We start from the raw sequence: 18222 nt of genomic DNA, 5'->3' as shown, positions 1-18222 counted from the left end.
CTGATAATGATTCTCAGAATCAGACACTTCTATTCTACCTATCGCTTTAAAAGACTGTCAACCATTATTTTGAAATATAAATTTATATAAATTGGAATTTTAATACAAAAATTATGTCCATCCTTTAGAAAACGTTCGTACACACAAGATTACTTTTGCAGAATAAACCATTCCTCTTATGGGCATAAAAAAAGAAGAGTAATCTTTTCACTCTTCTTTTTCTTACTTATTTAACTTTGCTTCAATTTTTACGATTAACTCATCTTCTGTTGGAGCCGCAACTGGACGGTTATTTACAAATGCGAATGATTTTTTACGACCAGGACCACAGTAAGACTGACATCCAACTTCAATCGTTGCACATGAATCTACTTTTTTTAACTTCGGAACTAACGTTTTAACGTTCGTTGCCTGACAGTCATCGCACACGCGAAACTCGTTTCCCATTACATAACACTTCCTCTATTTTAAACTTTTCTCAAGTACATTTAAAAATAAACACTAAATGGTATTTTACCGCTCTTTGAAGCTCGTTGCAAGTTTCCCTACAAAGCCTATTCTCTACATAATGCTACATATTTATATGCTCTCCTACAGAAGCGCTCACCATTCATGGGAAAATTTTTACCTTTCATCGAAATCTACCATATTTTTAAAAGCTTTGTATAAAAGTTTATTTTTTTGCCCATTATAAAAATAGGAAGTTCATAAAAAGAAAGGGAGTTGAATCTATGAAAGTAAGACAAGATGCTTGGACAGATGAGGATGATTTATTACTGGCTGAAACGGTACTTCGTCATGTTAGAGAAGGAAGTACACAATTAAATGCATTTGAGGAAGTAGGGGATCAGTTAAATCGTACATCTGCTGCTTGTGGTTTCCGCTGGAATGCTGTCGTTCGCTATAGCTATGAACAAGCTCTTCAACTAGCAAAAAAACATCGTAAAGATAAAATGCGTGCTGCAAGCGGTGAACAAGCGAAAAAACGTTTACTTTATACACCACCAGTTTCAGATTCGATAACTAATTATGAAGAGTTAGTACAAGAAGATTCAATCGTACAATATAAAGAAGCTATTCCATATCAAGAATCTACTGCTGCAAGAAGCTCTATGACAATGCAAGATGTTATTTATTTTTTACAAACAGTCGGATCTTCAAATATAAAAGTGACAGCTCTTGAAAACGAGAATACGAGATTGAAACAAGAAATTAAAGCACAAATTCTTAGGAATGAGGAACTAGAAAAGAAACTAGAAAAATTAGAAAAGCAATCTCATACTGTACAAGAAGATTACGAAACACTTATGAACATTATGAACCGAGCTCGTAAATTGGCAGTCATGGATGATGAAGAACGTTCTCAAACATCTTTCCGAATGGACCGAAACGGTAATTTAGAAAAAATTGCAGAATAAAAAGGATGCATGTAATGCATCCTTTTTATTATTTCACCTCTAAGCTCCCCTTTATATGTGAGAAAACTCCATTCTTCATTTTTTGCTATAATAGAGATTGTCATTTTAAAGATAAGGGGTTAGTTATATGAGCAATTCCCGTTCCATTTTATCTCAGCCAGAGTGGCGCATTGTAGATCAATCTAGTTTGGGACCAACATTCCATGCACTTCAGTCATTCGCAATGGATGACACATTATGCACAAGCATTGGAAATGGCAAGTCAGCCGCAACAATGCGTTCTTGGGTTCATCACAATACAATTGTCCTTGGTATTCAAGATTCACGCCTTCCGCATTTAGAAGAAGGTATTTCTTTTTTAAAACAAAACAACTTCAATGTTATTGTTCGTAATTCTGGCGGGCTTGCAGTCGTGCTTGATGAAGGTGTTTTAAACGTATCACTTTTATTCCAAGAAACAGAAAAAGGTATCGATATTGATCTTGGATACGATACGATGTGGCATTTGATTAAGGAGATGTTAAAGGATTACGACGTTACTATCGAAGCAAAAGAAATTGTCGGCTCTTACTGTCCTGGTAGTTATGATTTAAGTATTCGCGATCAAAAATTCGCTGGTATTTCACAACGTCGTATTCGCGGCGGTGTCGCTGTCCAAATTTATCTTTGTGCTACAGGAAGTGGCTCTGAGCGTGCCGCACTCGTTCGTGATTTCTACAACCTAGCAATTCAAGGGGAAGAAACACGCTTTACGTACCCTGAAATTGTACCAAGTACGATGGCCTCACTCTCAGAATTACTTGACGAAACCATTACAGTACAAGATTTAATGATGCGTCTTTTAAAAACATTGCAGCAATTCGCTCCAAAGTTAACTCCATCTCAATTAACAATAGATGAGATTCCTTTATATGAGACGAATTTACAACGTATTATTGATCGTAATAATAAAGCACTTGGCTTAGAAAAATAAAGACCGTCGCTATAATAGCGACGGTCTTTATTTCAATTCATTATAGAATTAAAGTGCTTGAGCTGCTGTAATTAAAGCTAACTTGTACACTTCTTCTTCGTTACATCCACGAGATAGGTCATTTACAGGCATGTTTAAGCCTTGTAAGATTGGTCCTACTGCTTCGAAGTTACCTAAACGTTGAGCGATTTTGTAGCCGATATTACCAGCTTCTAAGCTTGGGAATACGAATACGTTAGCATCACCTTTAATTGTAGAACCTGGAGCTTTTTTCTCAGCTACAGATGGTACGAATGCAGCATCGAATTGGAATTCTCCATCTAAAGTTAACTCAGGAGCCATTTCTTTTGCAATGCGAGTTGCTTCTACAACTTTTTCTGTTTCTGGAGATTTCGCAGAACCTTTTGTAGAGAAGCTTAACATAGCAACGCGTGGATCAATGCCGAATAACTCAGCAGTTTTCGCACTTTCGATACCGATTTCAGCTAAATCTTGGCTGTTTGGTGCAATGTTAATTGCGCAATCAGCGAATACATATTTCTCTTCTTCACGTACCATAATGAATACGCCAGAAGTTTTTGTAACGCCTGGTTTTGTTTTAATAATTTGAAGTGCTGGACGAACTGTATCAGCTGTAGAGTGAGCTGCACCACTTACTAAACCGTGTGCTTTTCCCATGTATACAAGCATTGTACCGAAGTAGTTTTCGTCTTTAAGGATTTTGCGAGCGTCTTCTTCAGTTGCTTTACCTTTACGGCGTTCAACGAAAGATGCTACCATTGCATCCATTTCTTCGTATGTAGCTGGGTCGTAAATATCAACGCCTGCTAATGTTAAATTCATGCTAGCAGCTTTTGCGCTAATTTCTTCCTTATTACCAACTAAGATTGGTTTTACTAACTCTTCTTTTGCTAAACGCTCTGCAGCGCCTAAAATTCTTTCATCAGTTCCTTCAGGAAGTACGATAGAAATGCCTTTTCCTTGAACTTTTTCTTTTACTGTTGTAAATAAGTTGCTCACGAATAAACCCTCCTACATATGTTAAAAATACTCTATCTTTAAGAATACTGCTTTTCTTCTATATTTTAAACTTATAGCTCCCAAAAAATAGATAAAATAAAAATGATTATATTTTCATAAAATTCAGCCGTTAAATTCAACTTGCTTAAACACTTAAATGTGACAATTTTATGCGCCAAGGTTTTATATAGATGATTTTAAAACTATATATGCTATAGTTAACGTGTAAAACTATCATTAACTGAGGTGAATAGAATGAGTGAAGCAACAACAACGTTAGATGGCTGGTATTGTTTACATGATTTACGTTCTATTGATTGGGCTGCATGGAAAACATTATCTAGCGACGAACGCGGACAAGCAGTGTCTGAATTTTTAAATGTCGTTGAAAAATGGAACGAAGTAGCTACTGCGAAAAAAGGTAGTCACGCAATGTATACAGTTGTTGGCCAAAAAGCTGATATTATGCTTATGATTTTACGTCCAACAATGGAAGAGTTAAATGAAATTGAGACAGAATTGAATAAAACAACTTTAGCTGAATATATGGTTCCTGCATATTCTTACGTATCTGTTGTTGAATTAAGCAACTATCTTCCAGCTGATGAGGATCCATACCAAAACCCACAAATTTTAGCTCGCTTATATCCTGAATTGCCGAAAGCAAATCATATTTGCTTCTATCCAATGGATAAGCGTCGCCAAGGTGATGACAACTGGTACATGCTTCCTATGGAAGAGCGTAAAAAAATGATGTACAGTCATAGTAAAATTGGTCGTCAATATGCAGGTAAAGTACGCCAAGTGATTTCAGGATCTGTTGGATTCGACGATTTCGAATGGGGCGTAACATTATTCGCTGACGATGTTCTTCAATTTAAAAAACTTATATATGAAATGCGCTTCGATGAAGTAAGTGCTCGTTATGGTGAATTTGGAACATTCTTCGTTGGAAACATTTTACCAGACGAAAAAGTAGAGAAATTTTTACACATATAAATGGTGAAAAGGAACGAATTTCGTTCCTTTTTTTATTCTTCTCTATATTTATCCTCAAAAATCTCCTTTTTTCTGCACTTTTGAAGAAAAACCGACATTTTTTCAAATTTATTGTAAAATTGTAACCTTTTTATATGTAAAGATATGCTAAAATGATACGAGCTATATGCTAAATAACGATGCGAAGGTGATAATCTATATGAAAAAAATCTTGTCTATTTTACTATTGCTTGTATTGTCAATTTCTTCCTTAAGAGTAACAACATCCCATGCGGAAGAAAAAATACATATTGAGGCGGCGGCTGCACTTTTATTTGATGCAGATACAGGAAAAATACTTCACGAGCAAAATCCAGATGAATTGCTAGCTATTGCTAGTATGTCAAAATTAATTGTTGTTTATGCTGTTTTAGAAGCAATTAAAGAAGGAAAAATCACATGGGATACGAAAGTAAATATTTCTGATTACGCTTATGAAGTCTCTCGTAATAATGAATTCTCTAATGTACCGTTCGAAAAAGGACGTCAATATACTGTAAAAGAATTATATCATTCTATTGTTATATTCTCTGCAAATGGATCTAGTATCGCTTTAGCAGAACTTCTTGCAGGAAGTGAGAAAAACTTCTTAAATCTTGCAAATGAACATGCTAAAAAGCTAGGATTAAAGAAATATAAATTTGTAAACGCTACTGGCTTAAATAACGCTGACTTAAAAGGAAAACATCCTGAGGGAACTGATCTAAATGCAGAAAACTCTATGTCAGCTCGTGATATGGGTATGCTTTCAAAAGCAATGATTACAAAGTATCCAGAAATGCTAGAGGATACAAAACAAAGATTTAGAAACTTCCCAGACAATCATCCAAAACCAATTCGTATGGAAAACTGGAATTGGATGTTACCAGGAGCTGCTTTCGCTTATGAAGGTACTGATGGTTTAAAAACCGGAAGTTCTGATACAGCTGGATACGGATTTACTATTACTGCTAAACGTGGTGATGTACGTCTTATCTCAGTTATTATTAAAACAAAATCAATGGATGAACGTTTCACAGAATCTCGTGAATTAATCGAATATGGATTTAATAACTTTGAAAAACAAAAACTAAAAGTTAATAAGAACAATACAATCTCTGTAGTAAAAGGGAAAGAAGACCAAGTAACTGTTGCACCCGAAAAAGAAATAACAGTAATTGCGAAAAAAGGTAGCAAAGAGCCTTATAAAATTGGGACTGAATTAGATAAATCTCTTGCTGAAGATGGACATTTAGTTGCTCCTACTAAGAAAGATGCCAAAGTAGGCTCAATTACTTTAGAATCAACTGATAAATATGGTTTCTTAGACGGTAGTAAAAGTATGAAAGTTACTGCAAAAACGACAGAGGAAGTTGAAAAAGCAAATTGGTTTGTGTTAACAATGCGCTCTATTGGTGATTTCTTCTCAAACTTATGGTCTAAAGTTTTTTAATAAAAAAGCTGGCTCACGCTAGCTTTTTTATTTTCCACTCTCAATGTAAAACTTCGTTTGGTTGTCATATCTGAGTCCTTTTCCTCATACGTATGAACTAGTAATTGTTACACACTTCATCTAGAGATAAACCTCTTTCCAAAAGGTATTACAAAAAGAGAGGTGACACATAATGGGCGTTATTGCTTATAACGAAGCAGATGTAAAGTTGTTAGCTAGACTGATGCGTGCTGAAGCCGAAGGAGAAGGGCAACAAGGAATGTTAATGGTCGGAAACGTTGGGGTAAATCGTGTCCGCGGAAATTGTTTAGACTTTAAAAGCATTCGTAATTTACGTCAAATGGTTTATCAAAACCCCGGCGGTTTTGAAGCAACGCAAAAAGGATATTTTTATCAACGGGCACGTGAACAAGATATTGCCCTGGCGAGACGGACCATTCAAGGGCAACGTTTTTGGCCTGCCAATTTTGCCTTATGGTTCTTTAGACCTGAGGGTGCATGTCCGCCAACTTGGTATAACCAACAAAACTCTGGTCGCTTCAAAAAACACTGCTTCTTCCAACCATCTGGCGAAGACTGTCCTAGCGTATATTAAGAGATGAAAATGAGGAGGGATTTTTGAATGGCACAGCAACAAAATCCGTACTATGGAACAGGTTTTTATCAACCATCTGGAACTTATGTACAACCGCAACAAATGACTCAACAACAACAGCAAGCAATGCAACAACAATCAGCTCAAGCTGCACAAGCTCAATATGCAATTTCTCAAGGCATGTTACCTCTAGAGCAATCCTATATTGAAAATATCCTTCGCTTAAACAAAGGTAAGCAAGCTACGGTTGTAATGACTTATGAACGTGGCAGTTCCCTTGGTACACAATCTTATACAGGTATTATTGAAGCGGCTGGCCGTGACCATATCGTTATTAGTGAACCACAATCAGGAAAACGCTATTTACTACTAATGATTTACTTAGATTACGTAGAATTTCCAGAGGAAATTACGTATTTACCTAGTCAACAAGCAACTTATGCTCCAAGACCATAAAAAAAGCTGGCATATGCCAGCTTTTGTTTTTTTATAATCCTTTTACAACTGCAGTTCCGACTAAAATCCATGCCACAATAAATGCTACACCACCAAGAGGTGTAATTGGACCAAAGAACTTAATGCCTGTCGTACTTAATGCATACAAACTACCTGAGAACATAATAATCCCAGCTACCATTAGCCAACCAGCAGTAGTTAAAAGTGATGATTGGACCTTATCCATTAATAAAGCAACTACGAATAGTCCACCTGCATGAAACATTTGATATGTAACGCCTGTTTTCCACACTTCTAACATTTTTGCAGAAATTTTATTTTCTAAACCGTGTGCTCCAAAGGCCCCTAACGCAACAGATAGCCCCGCTGCAATACAACCTAGTAAAAAGAAAATTTTCATCTTAATTCCCCTTTTTTACCTTTATCATAAGCAATTTTTGCATATAAGCCAAACGATTTATCTTCTAAAAATCAAATAAAGAATTACCGTTTGCATCACTTTCTTTTATATATACTGGCTCCCCAGAAACAGGTGCAATTGGTTGCATAGTTGTTACTGGTTGTGATCCAATTACTTTCGATGGAATTTGTGGTTCTCTATATGTAGATGTTTCAACTTGTTCATCTAATAATAAGTCACATAAAGCGCGCACAACTAATAAATGTTCTTTTGACTTTTGTCCTTCACTACTTTTTGCCTTCGCAATTTCATTCGCCATTTTATTTAAAATCTTGTCGCTAGATATTTGCATTCCTTATCACCTCGTACTTTGTAATTCTTTCTCGAATTGTCCCAGTTTCTCTACTGAACCAAATACTATTATCATATCACGTTCTTTCAATTTTTCCTGCCCCGCTGGATTATGTATAATATTACCATTTCTTAAAATCGCTAATATTGTTACATCAAACTGATTCCTTACATTACTCTCTAGTAACGATTTACCAACTAATATTGAATCTTTTCCAACTAGAATTTCTTCAATGACAAATGACTGTTCCACTCCATACAACACTGTATCAATATAATGAACGGTTAATGGATTGGCAATACCTTTTGCGATATGAATACCTGCCATACTAGATGGATTAATAACCTTATTTGCACCAGCACGCCTTAATTTCTCTTCAGTTTCTGGCTTTTCAGATCTCGCCACAATTTTAATCGTATCGTTTAATCCTCTGGCTGTTAATGTAATAAATACATTTTCGGCATCATTTGCAACAATAGCAACTAAACCAGCTGCTTCTAAAATTCCGGCATTATGTAATACTTGATCTTCCGTTGCATCTCCATGTACAAATAAAAGCTTTTCCTGCCCCGATATACTTTCATCTTTATCAACAACGACAAATGGAATATTCTTTTCTTGCAATTCATGTACAACTTGAAGCCCCACTCTACCGCAACCACATACTATAATATGATTTTTCAACTGCGCTATTTGTTTATCCATCTTCTTCCTCCGTACTGCATGAAATAAATTCCCTTCAATAATCATAGCTGCCACTACCCCAATTGCATACGTAACAATACCTACGCCAACAGGAATAATAAGGAGCGCAAATACTTTCCCCGCTTGCGTTACAGGAACGGCATCCCCGTATCCAACAGTCAATACAGTAATCATCGTCATCCAAAATGCTTGAAACAAACTAATCTCTTCGATCGTCATAAATCCTATCGTTCCTAGAATTACAACAAAAGTCATACATATAACTGCTATCCATAATTGCTTACGTGCATTCATACCTTGTTTCAACTCTTTTCTCTATCTACAATCTTTGCCAGTGGAAATAAAATACGTATATACTAGATACGGAATCTATGAAAGAGGTTGATATAATGAAGACATTTCTTTCCGCCTTACAATGGGCACTATTTATTTTAGCTGGAAGCCTTATTGTACCAATTAGTGTCGCAACTAGTTATGGTCTTGATGGCGCTGAAGCTATCGCATTCGTACAAAGAACGTTATTTGTTCTAGGCTTTGCTGGTCTCTTGCAAGCTATATTTGGGCATAAACTTCCTATTCAAGAAGGTCCTGCTGGCCTTTGGTGGGGAATTTTCTCCCTTTACGCAAGTTTAGGTGTCGTATTATTTGGATCCAGCAATGAGACACTTAAAGTTCTTCAATATGCTTTCTTATTAAGCGGTATTATTTGTATTATTCTTAGCGTTTTTGGACTTATTGATAAACTTGTTCGCTATTTTACACCGACAGTCATTGGAACGTATTTATTTCTTCTTGTCGCGCAGCTTAGTGGCTCCTTCTTAAAGGGAATGTTTGGCCTTGATGGAAAACATACAGAAGTACAACCTAACGTATTTATTCTTTCACTCATTGTTATTTTACTATCCTTTTTCATCATGAAGCTACCTATTATTGGACAATATTCCGTTCTTTTCAGTATCATATGCGGCTGGATATTATTCGCATGCTTCGGATTATCTAATCCAATAACACCAGTGACAGACATAATCCGTTTTCCGTCCTTATTTGTTTTCGGAATGCCTCGTGTTGAATGGAATATGGTAATTACAGTCATTTTCGTTACACTCTTACTTCTAACAAATATGTTAGCAAGTATTCGCGTTGTACAAAAGGTTGTCTCTAAATATGAAGAAAATGCTGCATCAGATCGTTTTAAACAAGCTGGCATTATAACAGGAATCAACCAATTGCTAGGCGGCCTGTTTTCAGCTATTGGGCCTGTCGCTATTTCTGGATCAGCAGGTTTTATTGCAACGACTAATATTTATAAACGTCTCCCGTTTATATTAGGGTCAAGCTTTATTATTGTCGTTAGTATATTTCCAAAGATTACTTCATTCTTTGCAGCAATCCCTGTTGCAGTTGGTTATGCCGCTATTTATCCTGTATTCGCAAGCATGATTGGCCTCGCCTTTCGAGAATACGAAACTGTCCAGGATAAAGAACGATTATTTAAAGTAGCCGGTCTTTCAATCTTTACAGGAGTCGGAGTTATGTTTGTTCCAGCAGGAGCATATTCCACACTTCCACCATTTCTAGCATCGTTTTTAAGTAATGGTCTCGTTCTTGGATCTGTAATGGCAATCTTGCTAGAAATACTATTTTCTCGTTCCACAGCAAAACAAATATCGTAAATTGGAAAACTTCCATTATTGCACTCTACCTTTAGAGTTGTTACGATAAAATCAAACTTTAATCATTGGGGTTTTATTCATCCCCAATGATTATTAACCAATATTATGAGCAACACACTCATAATAATTTATCTACTTCTTTTCAAAGAGGTTTGATGTCTTACTATTATTCCTCAACATCTTCATGAACATGTATTTTGATTTCAATTAAAGAAAGGAATTTTCTATATGACTTATAAAATGATTGTTTTAGATTTAGATGATACTTTATTACGTGATGACCATACTATTTCACCTCGTACGAAAGAAGCGTTAATGACTGCACAAGAGCAAGGGGTAAAGGTTGTACTTGCTTCTGGACGTCCAACGTTTGGTATGCGCAATGTAGCCAAAGAGCTTCGTTTAGAAGAATACGGCAGTTTCATTTTATCTTTTAATGGTGCAAAAATTATTAACTGTAAAACAAACGAAGAAATCTTTAGTAGTACGCTATCTCCTGAAATCGTTCACAACCTATTTGAAATTAGTAAAACTGAAGATGTATGGATTCATACTTATATGGGCGATGATATCGTAACGGAAGAAAATAATCCTTATACTGAAATTGAGGGCGATATTACTGGTATGCCAATTGTTGTAGTAGATGACTTTAAAGCCGCAGTTAAAGAGCCTGTAGTAAAAGTATTAATGAATAAAGAGGCTGAACGCCTTGTTGAAGTTGAAAAGAAACTACAAAAACAACTAGAAGGCCAATTAAGCGTGATGCGTTCGAAACCATTCTTCTTAGAATTTACAGAAGCCGGTGTTACAAAAGGAACGAGCTTAAACAAACTGATTCAAAAGCTTGGCATTAAGCGTGAAGAAGTTATCGCAATGGGCGATAGCTATAACGACCAAGCAATGATTGAATTTGCTGGTCTTGGTGTTGCAATGGGCAATGCACCTGATGATATTAAAGAAATTGCAAACTACGTAACAGATACAAATATGAACGATGGTGTTGCAAAAGTTGTAGAGAAATTCGTTTTAAAAACGGATGTACTTGTTTAATATTTTCATTCACAAAACCTATTTGAAGTCAAATACTTCAAATAGGTTTTTATTTAAATTCTCATGCTTTTGTGACTATATTTTGAACTTTGCACTATTCTCGTAGTGTAAACTTTCTTTTTGTATATAATGAAACAAAATAGACTATTTTATTTTGAAAAAGAATACAAATTTACTATATACAAGCATACGTTAAAGGAGGCTACTTTATGTTATCTACACCAATCGGACGATTAAGAGCAATTGGACTAGTTGAGGGTATTTCTTTCCTATTACTATTATTTGTAGCAATGCCATTAAAATATTTCGCAGGATTTGCAACAGCTGTTAAAATTACAGGCATGGCTCATGGTGTTCTATTTATTCTATTCATCTTTGCAGTAATTCAAGTAACAATCGTACACCGTAAATCAATTTTATGGGCACTTGGAGCATTCGTTTCATCAGTTATCCCATTTGGTACTTTTGTACTAGATGCAAAATTAAAGAACGAGCAACAATGATAATAAAAAGGTAGTTAACGACTGTTAACTACCTTTTCTATTTATAAATTTGGAATTTCCCAATCAATTTCTCTTTCGCCCATATTAGCTAAAATCGTATTTACTTTAGAATATGGCTTACTACCAAAGAAACCACGTCTTGCCGATAATGGGCTTGGATGTACAGATTCGATAATATGATGATTCGGATTCGTAATTAACTTCTTCTTCGCCTGCGCATGGCGCCCCCACAATATGAAAATAACTGGCTTTTCACGTTCGTTCAACAGTTCAATTACACGATCTGTGAAGTGCTCCCATCCTTTTCCCTTATGAGAATTTGCTTCGCCTTCACGAACTGTTAATACGGTATTTAGTAGTAATACTCCTTGTTCCGCCCATTTTACTAAATAACCGTTATTCGGGATTTCATAACCATATTCATCTCGAAGTTCTTTATACATATTTAACAATGATGGTGGTGTTTTAACACCAGGTTGTACAGAAAAGCTTAAACCATGCGCTTGATTCGGTCCATGATATGGATCTTGTCCTAAAATAACAACCTTTGTATTTTCATAACTTGTATACTGAAGAGCGTTAAAGATATCTTCTACCTTCGGATAAACAACATGCATGCTGTATTCTTCTGTCAAAAAACTGGATAGAGTAAGATAGTACTCTTTCTCGAATTCTGGTGCCAATAGTGGCTCCCAATCATTCTTTAAAACATTTTCCATACTGTCACTTCCTGTCTAATTAATTCACCATATCCTGTCTTGTAAATACTACGAACGAAATAACAAGAGAAACAACTGCCCAAACAGTTAAATTCATCAAAGAAAACCCCATCGATAAACCTTGTAATGCAGGTAATTTTCCTGATAAATAATCCGTTAATGATAAATTCACACTAAAAATATACTTGGCGCCTTCCCAAGATGTTGCGAACGAGCTTAAAATACCACCTGCAATTAATGCAGCTAGCATAACGCCCATACCAGCTGGTGTATTACGAATTAAAACAGAGACCATAAATGATATAGTTCCAACAACGATAGCAACAAACCAGGCTAGTCCATACGCCATTAAGATGTATTGCCACTGCGGAATAAGATGTACAAAGTTCGTATTTAACGTTTCCTTATCAATGACGAATCCTGTTAAAACAGGTAAATTCCATCCCGAGTACCCAAATACAAGCCCTGATAATATGTAGGCAAACAAACCTACAAGAAACAGTATGAGCGAAATGAAAAATAACATCGTCACGTATTTACTAAGGAGTATTTTCCAGCGCCGAATCGGCCGCGTAAGTAACATCTTCATCGTCCCATCACTTCGTTCTCCTGAAACGATATCAATGGCGACAATCATTACGAGAAGCGGAATAAATAACGTAATTCCTTGTTCAATAAATGCTCTGACAAAAGTCGGTGCACCCGGTGCCATCGGGTTAATATCATGATCTAAATAATATTGTTGTTGCTCAACTCTTACCTTTAACCAATCACGCCATTCTTCTGGCAACCTAGAATTGTTCAATCGATTTTGAGAATCAACAATTTGCTGTTGTAATGAAACCTTCCAATCAGTTGTACCGAGTCTTTTTTGTGTCGTTTCTATTTCACGATACTGTGCGTACACAAAAAGCGGGATCAAGATTGCTAAAATAAGCATGACAACAAAAATACGTTTCTTGCGGTAAATCTTTTCTGATTCATTTAAAACTAGATTCGCAAATTCACGCATGCTGCTCACCCCTTGTGAGTTCAATAAATAAATCTTCTAGCGTAAATATGAGCTCCTTAACGCTATGTACATCTATTTCATTTTCAACAAAGTGTTTATTCCAACTACTTATAGATGCAATATCCATGCGGCATAGTAATCGCTCGCCTTCTACACTCACTTCTCTTATTTCCTCGGCCGCTTCTAGCATATCTTTCGCCTTAGAAATCGGTGTAACAATCCATTCTACACGATCGCTTGCTGTTTTAATTAATTCTTCAACCTTGGCAACTGTTATCATCTTTCCTTTATGAATAATAGCAACGCGATCGCATATCATTTGCACTTCACTTAGCAAGTGACTTGAAATAAACACGCTCATATTTTCTTCTTTTACAAGCTTATGTATAAATTCCCTAAGTTCTCTAATCCCTGCTGGATCTAAACCATTCGTTGGCTCATCTAATATGAGCAATTTTGGATTCCCAAGGAGCGCCTGCGCAATTCCAAGGCGTTGTTTCATACCAAGTGAGTACGTTTTTACCTTGTCATGAATTCTTTCATCTAAATGAACCATTTCAGCAATTTCAATAATACGTTCATCTGATATATCACCTAACATACGAGCAAATTGCTTTAAATTTTCCCATCCTGTTAAATATGTGTACAGTTCTGGGTTTTCAACGATACTCCCAATTTGACGCATCGCTTCTCTGAAATTTTCCTTAATCGAATAACCACCGATAGAAATCGTACCTTCTGTCGCCTTAATCAATCCGACTAACATTCGAATGGTAGTCGTCTTTCCAGCACCATTTGGTCCTAAGAACCCGAACACTTCTCCTTGCTTTACATCAAAGGAAATATTCTCTACAAGAGTCTTCTTTCCAATTATCTTCTTCAAGTCTCGTACAGAAAGTATCGTCGTCATTTTACCCCTCCTTGTTCTAGTTTTAATTTACTTACAACGTTTTGAACTAAACGTTCTGCCATATACGTATAACCTACTTCGTTCGGATGAAAATGATCAGAGTATAATAAATCTTTCCCGCGGTTTTGGAATAAATCAAATGTCGGTGTAATATACACATTTTTATCGTTTAGCGCTAACTTCTCTAAAGATGCATTCCAGTCCACAACAATGTTTGAAGACCCTTTTAAATCTTCTACATCTTCAAAAGGATTGTATAAACCAAGCCAAAAAATCGGACTATCTGTATTTAATTTACGAATTTCTTCTATAATTTTCTTTGCTTCATTTTGAAATGTTTCTGTGTCAGGACGATACGTCTCTAAATCTATTTTCCCAAGCGATTCCCAGCCCGGGAACAAATCATTCCCACCAATCGTTAACACGATTACATCTGCTTGCTTAATTGAATATTTAGCGCCATTACTTTCAATTTGTTTTAATAAATCGGGCATTTTTGCACCACTAACTGCTAAATTTGTTAATGCAATTTTTTGCTTATAATCTTTTTGTAAATCCTCTTTCATTCGCCCAACATAACCAATTCCTTCTTTATCACCAACGCCACGCGTTAATGAATCACCTAAACTAACGATTTGTAATGTTCCCGTTTTCCTTTTCTCTTTTGCTACTACATCGGTCTTTTTAATTAAATTTGAAGCTTTTGGATTTAATACATCATTTACACCTGAAACAAAGCCATATGCAAATAAACAGAAAGATGCAATTGTAATGAGTAGAATTACTTTTACTACTTTTGATCTCATATCAAAACCCCTTTTAGCCCTCATAGATTGTCCATAATTATACCAAACGAAATTTTGAAAAGCGATTCTCAGACCTTCTCAATTATGTCGTTTCTCTACCTACTAACTCTGGTAATAACTCTATATGCTTCACATCTAATTTCTCTTCACTAATCTTTTCATATAATAATTCAAACGCTCTCATTCCAACGTTTTTACTAGAATGCGAAATCGTCGTTATACCCAATATATCTGCCACCTCTTGATCATCACACCCGATAATCGTAATATCACCCGGAATACGAATTCCTTGTTTTTTTGCTTCTGTAACCATCCCCGCTGCAATATGGTTACAAGATACAAGGAACGCCGTCGGTTTTACTGACATATGAGCCCATTCTCTAATTACATTGCGTCCATCTTCCACTGTAAAACAACCCTCAAATTTCCAGGTCTCTAACGGTGTTACGGTACTCTGTTGAAGCGAATCTTCATACGCCTTCTTTCGTCTTTGGCTATTAACGCTATTACTTCTTCCAATACAATATCCAATACGTGTATGACCGGTATCTATTAAGCTTTTCATCCCATGTGAAAATACTTTGTAGTAATCGATATGGACACTTGAAATGCATTTTGAATCTATTTCTTCACACATAACAATCGGGCCGAATTTCGTATATTCTTCAAGCTTCTCCTTACTATTTGCCCGAGAACAAATAATAACCCCATCAAGCTTTTTCATTTTTAACATATTTAAAATTTCTAGTTCTCTTTCTTCGCTATAATTCGTCTGGCAAAGCATCATATTATAATTATTCTTTGCTGTTTCCTTCGATATTCCTTCAATAATAGCGCTATAATATTGATCATTTACGTGCGGTAATAAAACGCCAATTACATTCGTTTTTCCCTTCACTAAATGAATTGCATTCACATTTTGCGTATAATTTAATTCTTCTATAATTGCTAAAATTTCTTTTCGTTTCTGTTCATTCACATAAGGATGATTATTTAGTACACGTGAAACAGTTGAAATAGATACCCCAGCAAGTTCAGCAATCTTTCTTATATTTGTCATCTCATTTTCCCCTTCTCACAAAAATTCTCCCTTGACCTGGTAAGCTTTCCACAATATATCCTTTCCTAGCAAATACATTTTGAAAGGATATACAACTATGTTTCGATTCAAATTAGAATATATATTTTTCATTGGCGGTCTACTCATTCTCGCCATCGGTATTAATATGATGACGACCATTACTTCCTTTGGACTTAGCCCTTATGATTCCTTCTTTATTGCACTATATCAAAATTTCGGGATAAGTATAGGTTTTTGGATTTTCATGATTAACTTCGCTTTTACACTTATCGTACTCTTTTGGAATAAAAAACAAATAACAATTGGTACTATCGTAACGATGGTTCTTATTTCTCTTTTTGTTGATTGGATTGGTTCCACTACAACTATTATGGATGCTATCCGCTCTCTTCCAAAATATATAACACTTATTTGCGGAAATCTATTTGTTGGAGCTGGAATTGGCCTTTACGTCTCTACGAACCTTTGCCCAGCACCTCAAGAAGCTTTCGTTTTAACGGTTGCTGAGAAGAAAAAATGGACGTTTAGAAGAACAGAGATTTCATTAGCCTTTTTATTTTTAACGCTAAGCTTTTTATTAGATGGACCTATCTATTTTGGAACAATCATCTTATCCTTTACAACAGGCTGGATTATCCAAGCATTTATTCAAGTTGGTACGCAGATTTTAAATAGAAAAGAGCCTATTAAGCAAGCTGCTTAATAGGCTCTTTCTGTTTTATGGTAAGAGATACTACTTAGCATCCCCTTCAATTCGATAGTTCGCTTTCAAACAATCTATTTCTTCATACCCTTGCAACGTATGTAGAATATAATCATAATCAGCAAGAGACGCACGATGCGTTACAATTACAATTTCAGCCTTTCCTTTCTCTTCAAGCGGCATTTGAATAATTTTTTCAAAGCTAACTCCGCGCTCAGAGAATAATGAAGTGATCTTTGCAAATACACCAATTTCATCTTTTACATGAAGTCTTAAAAACTTCTTCACAACAATTTCGTCTGGCTCTTTTAGTACCTTTTGATATTGCGGGACTACAGCACTATTTCCTGTTACCCCTAATCTAATATTTTGCATTACAGCTACTAGGTCGGAAACAACAGCCGTTGCTGTCGGTAAACTTCCTGCACCTGGTCCATAAAACATTGTTTCTCCAACTGCTTCACCATACACATATACAGCGTTATATTCGTTTTGCACGGCCGCAAGAGGATGTGTATTTGGAAGTAAAGTCGGTTCAACTGTAACCTCTAATTTTTCACCATCTCGCTTCGCAAGACCGATTAATTTAATCGTGTATCCTAAACTCTTACTGTATTCAATATCTTCTTCTGTAATAGAAGTAATCCCTTTTACCTTCACATCTCCAAGCTCTACATTTGTAGAGAAACCAAGGGTAGCCAAAATTGTCATTTTTCTTGCTGCATCTAAACCTTCTACATCTGATGTTGGATCCGCTTCTGCAAATCCAAGTTGTTGGGCTTCTTTTAACACGTCGTTATATGCTCTCCCTTCGTCTGACATTTTCGTCAAAATAAAATTAGTCGTTCCATTTACAATTCCCATTACTTTCGTAATAAGATCTGAAGAAAGTCCTTCTACGATACTGCGTAAAATTGGAATTCCCCCTGCCACACTCGCCTCATAGAATAAATCAGCCTTATTATCTTTTGCTGTCGCTAATAATTCAGCTCCATGTAATGCCATTAAGTCTTTATTTGCAGTTACAACATGCTTTCCGCTTTTTAAAGCTTGTAAAATATATGATTTTGCATCATCAATGCCACCCATCACTTCGATGACAACATCAATATTTGGATTATCTAAAATTTCATGTGCATCTTGTGTTAATAGAGTAGAAGGTACCTCTACCTCTCTCTCTTTCTCAATGTTTTGCACTAATACTTTCGTTACCTTCACTGGACAACCTACTTGGTGTATGAGTCGTTCTTGATGATCCGTAATAATACGAACCACACCACTGCCAACCGTCCCAAGACCTAATAACCCAACTTGAATTTCTTTCATAGTACTTTCCACCCCTCAAAAATTGTGTTTAGATGAAATTATATGAGTAA

General features: G+C 35.9%; 21 protein-coding genes. 10 read left to right on the top strand and 11 right to left on the bottom strand.

Translation table 11 applies throughout. The features are described from left to right. Positions 1–222 precede the first annotated feature (222 nt). Positions 223–447 carry a YuzB family protein gene (locus MR143_RS23360; RefSeq protein ID WP_000526079.1) on the bottom strand — a complete coding sequence of 75 codons (225 nt, stop codon included), beginning with the start codon at positions 445–447 and terminating at the stop codon, positions 223–225. A gap of 284 nt (positions 448–731) precedes the next feature. Between MR143_RS23360 and MR143_RS23355 the strand changes: the two genes are divergently transcribed. Together MR143_RS23355 and lipL are read left to right on the top strand one after the other, a co-directional pair. Further along, a complete protein-coding gene (locus tag MR143_RS23355) occupies positions 732–1418 on the top strand; it encodes an RsfA family transcriptional regulator (protein ID WP_000868368.1) in 687 nt (228 codons plus the stop codon). 127 nt (positions 1419–1545) lie between these two features. Next, the gene (gene lipL / locus MR143_RS23350; protein WP_000071947.1) at positions 1546–2391 is read left to right on the top strand and encodes an octanoyl-[GcvH]:protein N-octanoyltransferase; all 846 of its coding nucleotides are present in this window, start codon (positions 1546–1548) and stop codon (positions 2389–2391) included. 48 nt (positions 2392–2439) lie between these two features. Here lipL and pta read toward each other — a convergent pair whose 3' ends face one another. Then, positions 2440–3411: a phosphate acetyltransferase gene (gene pta / locus MR143_RS23345; RefSeq protein WP_000067215.1), complete on the bottom strand. Its 972-nt coding sequence runs from the start codon at positions 3409–3411 to the stop codon at positions 2440–2442. Between the two features lie 255 nt (positions 3412–3666). Here pta and hemQ point away from each other — a divergent pair, with 255 nt between their 5' ends. From hemQ to gerQ, 4 genes are all read left to right on the top strand, one after another. Further along, on the top strand, positions 3667–4410 hold the full coding sequence (hemQ, locus tag MR143_RS23340; RefSeq protein ID WP_001287595.1) for a hydrogen peroxide-dependent heme synthase: 744 nt from the start codon (positions 3667–3669) through the stop codon (positions 4408–4410). A gap of 199 nt (positions 4411–4609) precedes the next feature. Then, a complete protein-coding gene (locus MR143_RS23335) occupies positions 4610–5881 on the top strand; it encodes a serine hydrolase (RefSeq protein ID WP_000722878.1) in 1272 nt (423 codons plus the stop codon). Between the two features lie 172 nt (positions 5882–6053). Further along, complete coding sequence (gene cwlJ / locus MR143_RS23330) at positions 6054–6476, top strand: cell wall hydrolase CwlJ (protein WP_000538154.1); 423 nt, start codon at positions 6054–6056, stop codon at positions 6474–6476. 27 nt (positions 6477–6503) lie between these two features. Further along, positions 6504–6932, top strand: a complete 429-nt coding sequence (gene gerQ / locus MR143_RS23325; RefSeq protein WP_000068651.1) for a spore coat protein GerQ — start codon at positions 6504–6506, stop codon at positions 6930–6932. Between the two features lie 31 nt (positions 6933–6963). Here the strand turns inward: gerQ and MR143_RS23320 are convergent, their stop codons facing one another. The 3 genes from MR143_RS23320 to MR143_RS23310 all read right to left on the bottom strand — a co-directional run bounded on the left by MR143_RS23320 (position 6964) and on the right by MR143_RS23310 (position 8683). Further along, complete coding sequence (locus tag MR143_RS23320) at positions 6964–7332, bottom strand: DUF423 domain-containing protein (protein WP_000688315.1); 369 nt, start codon at positions 7330–7332, stop codon at positions 6964–6966. A 64-nt stretch (positions 7333–7396) separates the two neighbouring features. After that, positions 7397–7684 (bottom strand): YwdI family protein, encoded by a 288-nt coding sequence (locus MR143_RS23315; protein WP_001167350.1) that lies wholly within the window; start codon positions 7682–7684, stop codon positions 7397–7399. Between the two features lie 6 nt (positions 7685–7690). Then, entirely contained in the window at positions 7691–8683 is a 993-nt protein-coding gene (locus tag MR143_RS23310; protein ID WP_002164263.1) for a potassium channel family protein, read from the bottom strand. 95 nt (positions 8684–8778) lie between these two features. Here MR143_RS23310 and MR143_RS23305 point away from each other — a divergent pair, with 95 nt between their 5' ends. The 3 genes from MR143_RS23305 (at position 8779) to MR143_RS23295 (ending at position 11615) form a co-directional block, all read left to right on the top strand. Beyond that, positions 8779–10062, top strand: coding sequence for a purine/pyrimidine permease (locus MR143_RS23305; RefSeq protein ID WP_000847032.1), 1284 nt, complete (start codon positions 8779–8781; stop codon positions 10060–10062). 228 nt (positions 10063–10290) lie between these two features. Further along, positions 10291–11112, top strand: coding sequence for a Cof-type HAD-IIB family hydrolase (locus MR143_RS23300; RefSeq protein ID WP_000221382.1), 822 nt, complete (start codon positions 10291–10293; stop codon positions 11110–11112). A gap of 209 nt (positions 11113–11321) precedes the next feature. Beyond that, on the top strand, positions 11322–11615 hold the full coding sequence (locus MR143_RS23295) for a DUF3817 domain-containing protein (RefSeq protein ID WP_000953396.1): 294 nt from the start codon (positions 11322–11324) through the stop codon (positions 11613–11615). 41 nt (positions 11616–11656) lie between these two features. Here MR143_RS23295 and MR143_RS23290 read toward each other — a convergent pair whose 3' ends face one another. The 5 genes from MR143_RS23290 to MR143_RS23270 are packed head-to-tail and all read right to left on the bottom strand — an operon-like array spanning position 11657 to position 16122. Further along, positions 11657–12334: a uracil-DNA glycosylase gene (locus tag MR143_RS23290; protein ID WP_000432516.1), complete on the bottom strand. Its 678-nt coding sequence runs from the start codon at positions 12332–12334 to the stop codon at positions 11657–11659. Positions 12335–12353: 19 nt separating this feature from the next. Beyond that, entirely contained in the window at positions 12354–13346 is a 993-nt protein-coding gene (locus tag MR143_RS23285; RefSeq protein ID WP_001206477.1) for an ABC transporter permease subunit, read from the bottom strand. Continuing rightward, entirely contained in the window at positions 13339–14256 is a 918-nt protein-coding gene (locus MR143_RS23280) for an ABC transporter ATP-binding protein (RefSeq protein ID WP_000207704.1), read from the bottom strand. The genes MR143_RS23285 and MR143_RS23280 overlap by 8 nt, the downstream gene beginning before the upstream one ends. Then, positions 14253–15134 (bottom strand): SGNH/GDSL hydrolase family protein, encoded by an 882-nt coding sequence (locus tag MR143_RS23275; RefSeq protein ID WP_002164264.1) that lies wholly within the window; start codon positions 15132–15134, stop codon positions 14253–14255. Before MR143_RS23275 ends, MR143_RS23280 begins: the two co-directional genes overlap by 4 nt. A 10-nt stretch (positions 15135–15144) precedes the next feature. After that, the gene (locus MR143_RS23270; protein ID WP_000181947.1) at positions 15145–16122 is read right to left on the bottom strand and encodes a LacI family DNA-binding transcriptional regulator; all 978 of its coding nucleotides are present in this window, start codon (positions 16120–16122) and stop codon (positions 15145–15147) included. 97 nt (positions 16123–16219) lie between these two features. On the opposite strand from MR143_RS23270, the gene MR143_RS23265 reads away from it, so the two are divergent. Further along, the gene (locus MR143_RS23265; RefSeq protein WP_000488229.1) at positions 16220–16846 is read left to right on the top strand and encodes a YczE/YyaS/YitT family protein; all 627 of its coding nucleotides are present in this window, start codon (positions 16220–16222) and stop codon (positions 16844–16846) included. A 30-nt stretch (positions 16847–16876) separates the two neighbouring features. On the opposite strand, the gene MR143_RS23260 is transcribed toward MR143_RS23265, so the two are convergent. Next, positions 16877–18172, bottom strand: coding sequence for a homoserine dehydrogenase (locus tag MR143_RS23260; RefSeq protein WP_000659099.1), 1296 nt, complete (start codon positions 18170–18172; stop codon positions 16877–16879). Positions 18173–18222: the final 50 nt, after the last annotated feature.

It is taken from the genome of Bacillus cereus group sp. BfR-BA-01347, from assembly GCF_022663835.1.
Lineage (GTDB): Bacteria > Bacillota > Bacilli > Bacillales > Bacillaceae_G > Bacillus_A > Bacillus_A thuringiensis_K.
The sequence above is the reverse complement of the archived record's forward strand: the minus strand, read 5'-3'. Positions and strand labels throughout refer to the sequence as shown.

Coding starts and splice junctions, on each gene's coding strand:
- MR143_RS23265 (WP_000488229.1), top strand. CDS start 16,220: ATGTTTCGATTCAAATTAGAATATATATTTTTCATTGGCGGTCTACTC.
- MR143_RS23300 (WP_000221382.1), top strand. CDS start 10,291: ATGACTTATAAAATGATTGTTTTAGATTTAGATGATACTTTATTACGT.
- MR143_RS23355 (WP_000868368.1), top strand. CDS start 732: ATGAAAGTAAGACAAGATGCTTGGACAGATGAGGATGATTTATTACTG.
- hemQ (WP_001287595.1), top strand. CDS start 3,667: ATGAGTGAAGCAACAACAACGTTAGATGGCTGGTATTGTTTACATGAT.
- lipL (WP_000071947.1), top strand. CDS start 1,546: ATGAGCAATTCCCGTTCCATTTTATCTCAGCCAGAGTGGCGCATTGTA.
- MR143_RS23320 (WP_000688315.1), bottom strand. CDS start 7,332: ATGAAAATTTTCTTTTTACTAGGTTGTATTGCAGCGGGGCTATCTGTT.
- MR143_RS23305 (WP_000847032.1), top strand. CDS start 8,779: ATGAAGACATTTCTTTCCGCCTTACAATGGGCACTATTTATTTTAGCT.
- MR143_RS23290 (WP_000432516.1), bottom strand. CDS start 12,334: ATGGAAAATGTTTTAAAGAATGATTGGGAGCCACTATTGGCACCAGAA.
- MR143_RS23285 (WP_001206477.1), bottom strand. CDS start 13,346: ATGCGTGAATTTGCGAATCTAGTTTTAAATGAATCAGAAAAGATTTAC.
- MR143_RS23335 (WP_000722878.1), top strand. CDS start 4,610: ATGAAAAAAATCTTGTCTATTTTACTATTGCTTGTATTGTCAATTTCT.
- MR143_RS23260 (WP_000659099.1), bottom strand. CDS start 18,172: ATGAAAGAAATTCAAGTTGGGTTATTAGGTCTTGGGACGGTTGGCAGT.
- MR143_RS23295 (WP_000953396.1), top strand. CDS start 11,322: ATGTTATCTACACCAATCGGACGATTAAGAGCAATTGGACTAGTTGAG.
- MR143_RS23310 (WP_002164263.1), bottom strand. CDS start 8,683: ATGAATGCACGTAAGCAATTATGGATAGCAGTTATATGTATGACTTTT.
- MR143_RS23270 (WP_000181947.1), bottom strand. CDS start 16,122: ATGACAAATATAAGAAAGATTGCTGAACTTGCTGGGGTATCTATTTCA.
- MR143_RS23360 (WP_000526079.1), bottom strand. CDS start 447: ATGGGAAACGAGTTTCGCGTGTGCGATGACTGTCAGGCAACGAACGTT.
- MR143_RS23315 (WP_001167350.1), bottom strand. CDS start 7,684: ATGCAAATATCTAGCGACAAGATTTTAAATAAAATGGCGAATGAAATT.
- MR143_RS23280 (WP_000207704.1), bottom strand. CDS start 14,256: ATGACGACGATACTTTCTGTACGAGACTTGAAGAAGATAATTGGAAAG.
- gerQ (WP_000068651.1), top strand. CDS start 6,504: ATGGCACAGCAACAAAATCCGTACTATGGAACAGGTTTTTATCAACCA.
- cwlJ (WP_000538154.1), top strand. CDS start 6,054: ATGGGCGTTATTGCTTATAACGAAGCAGATGTAAAGTTGTTAGCTAGA.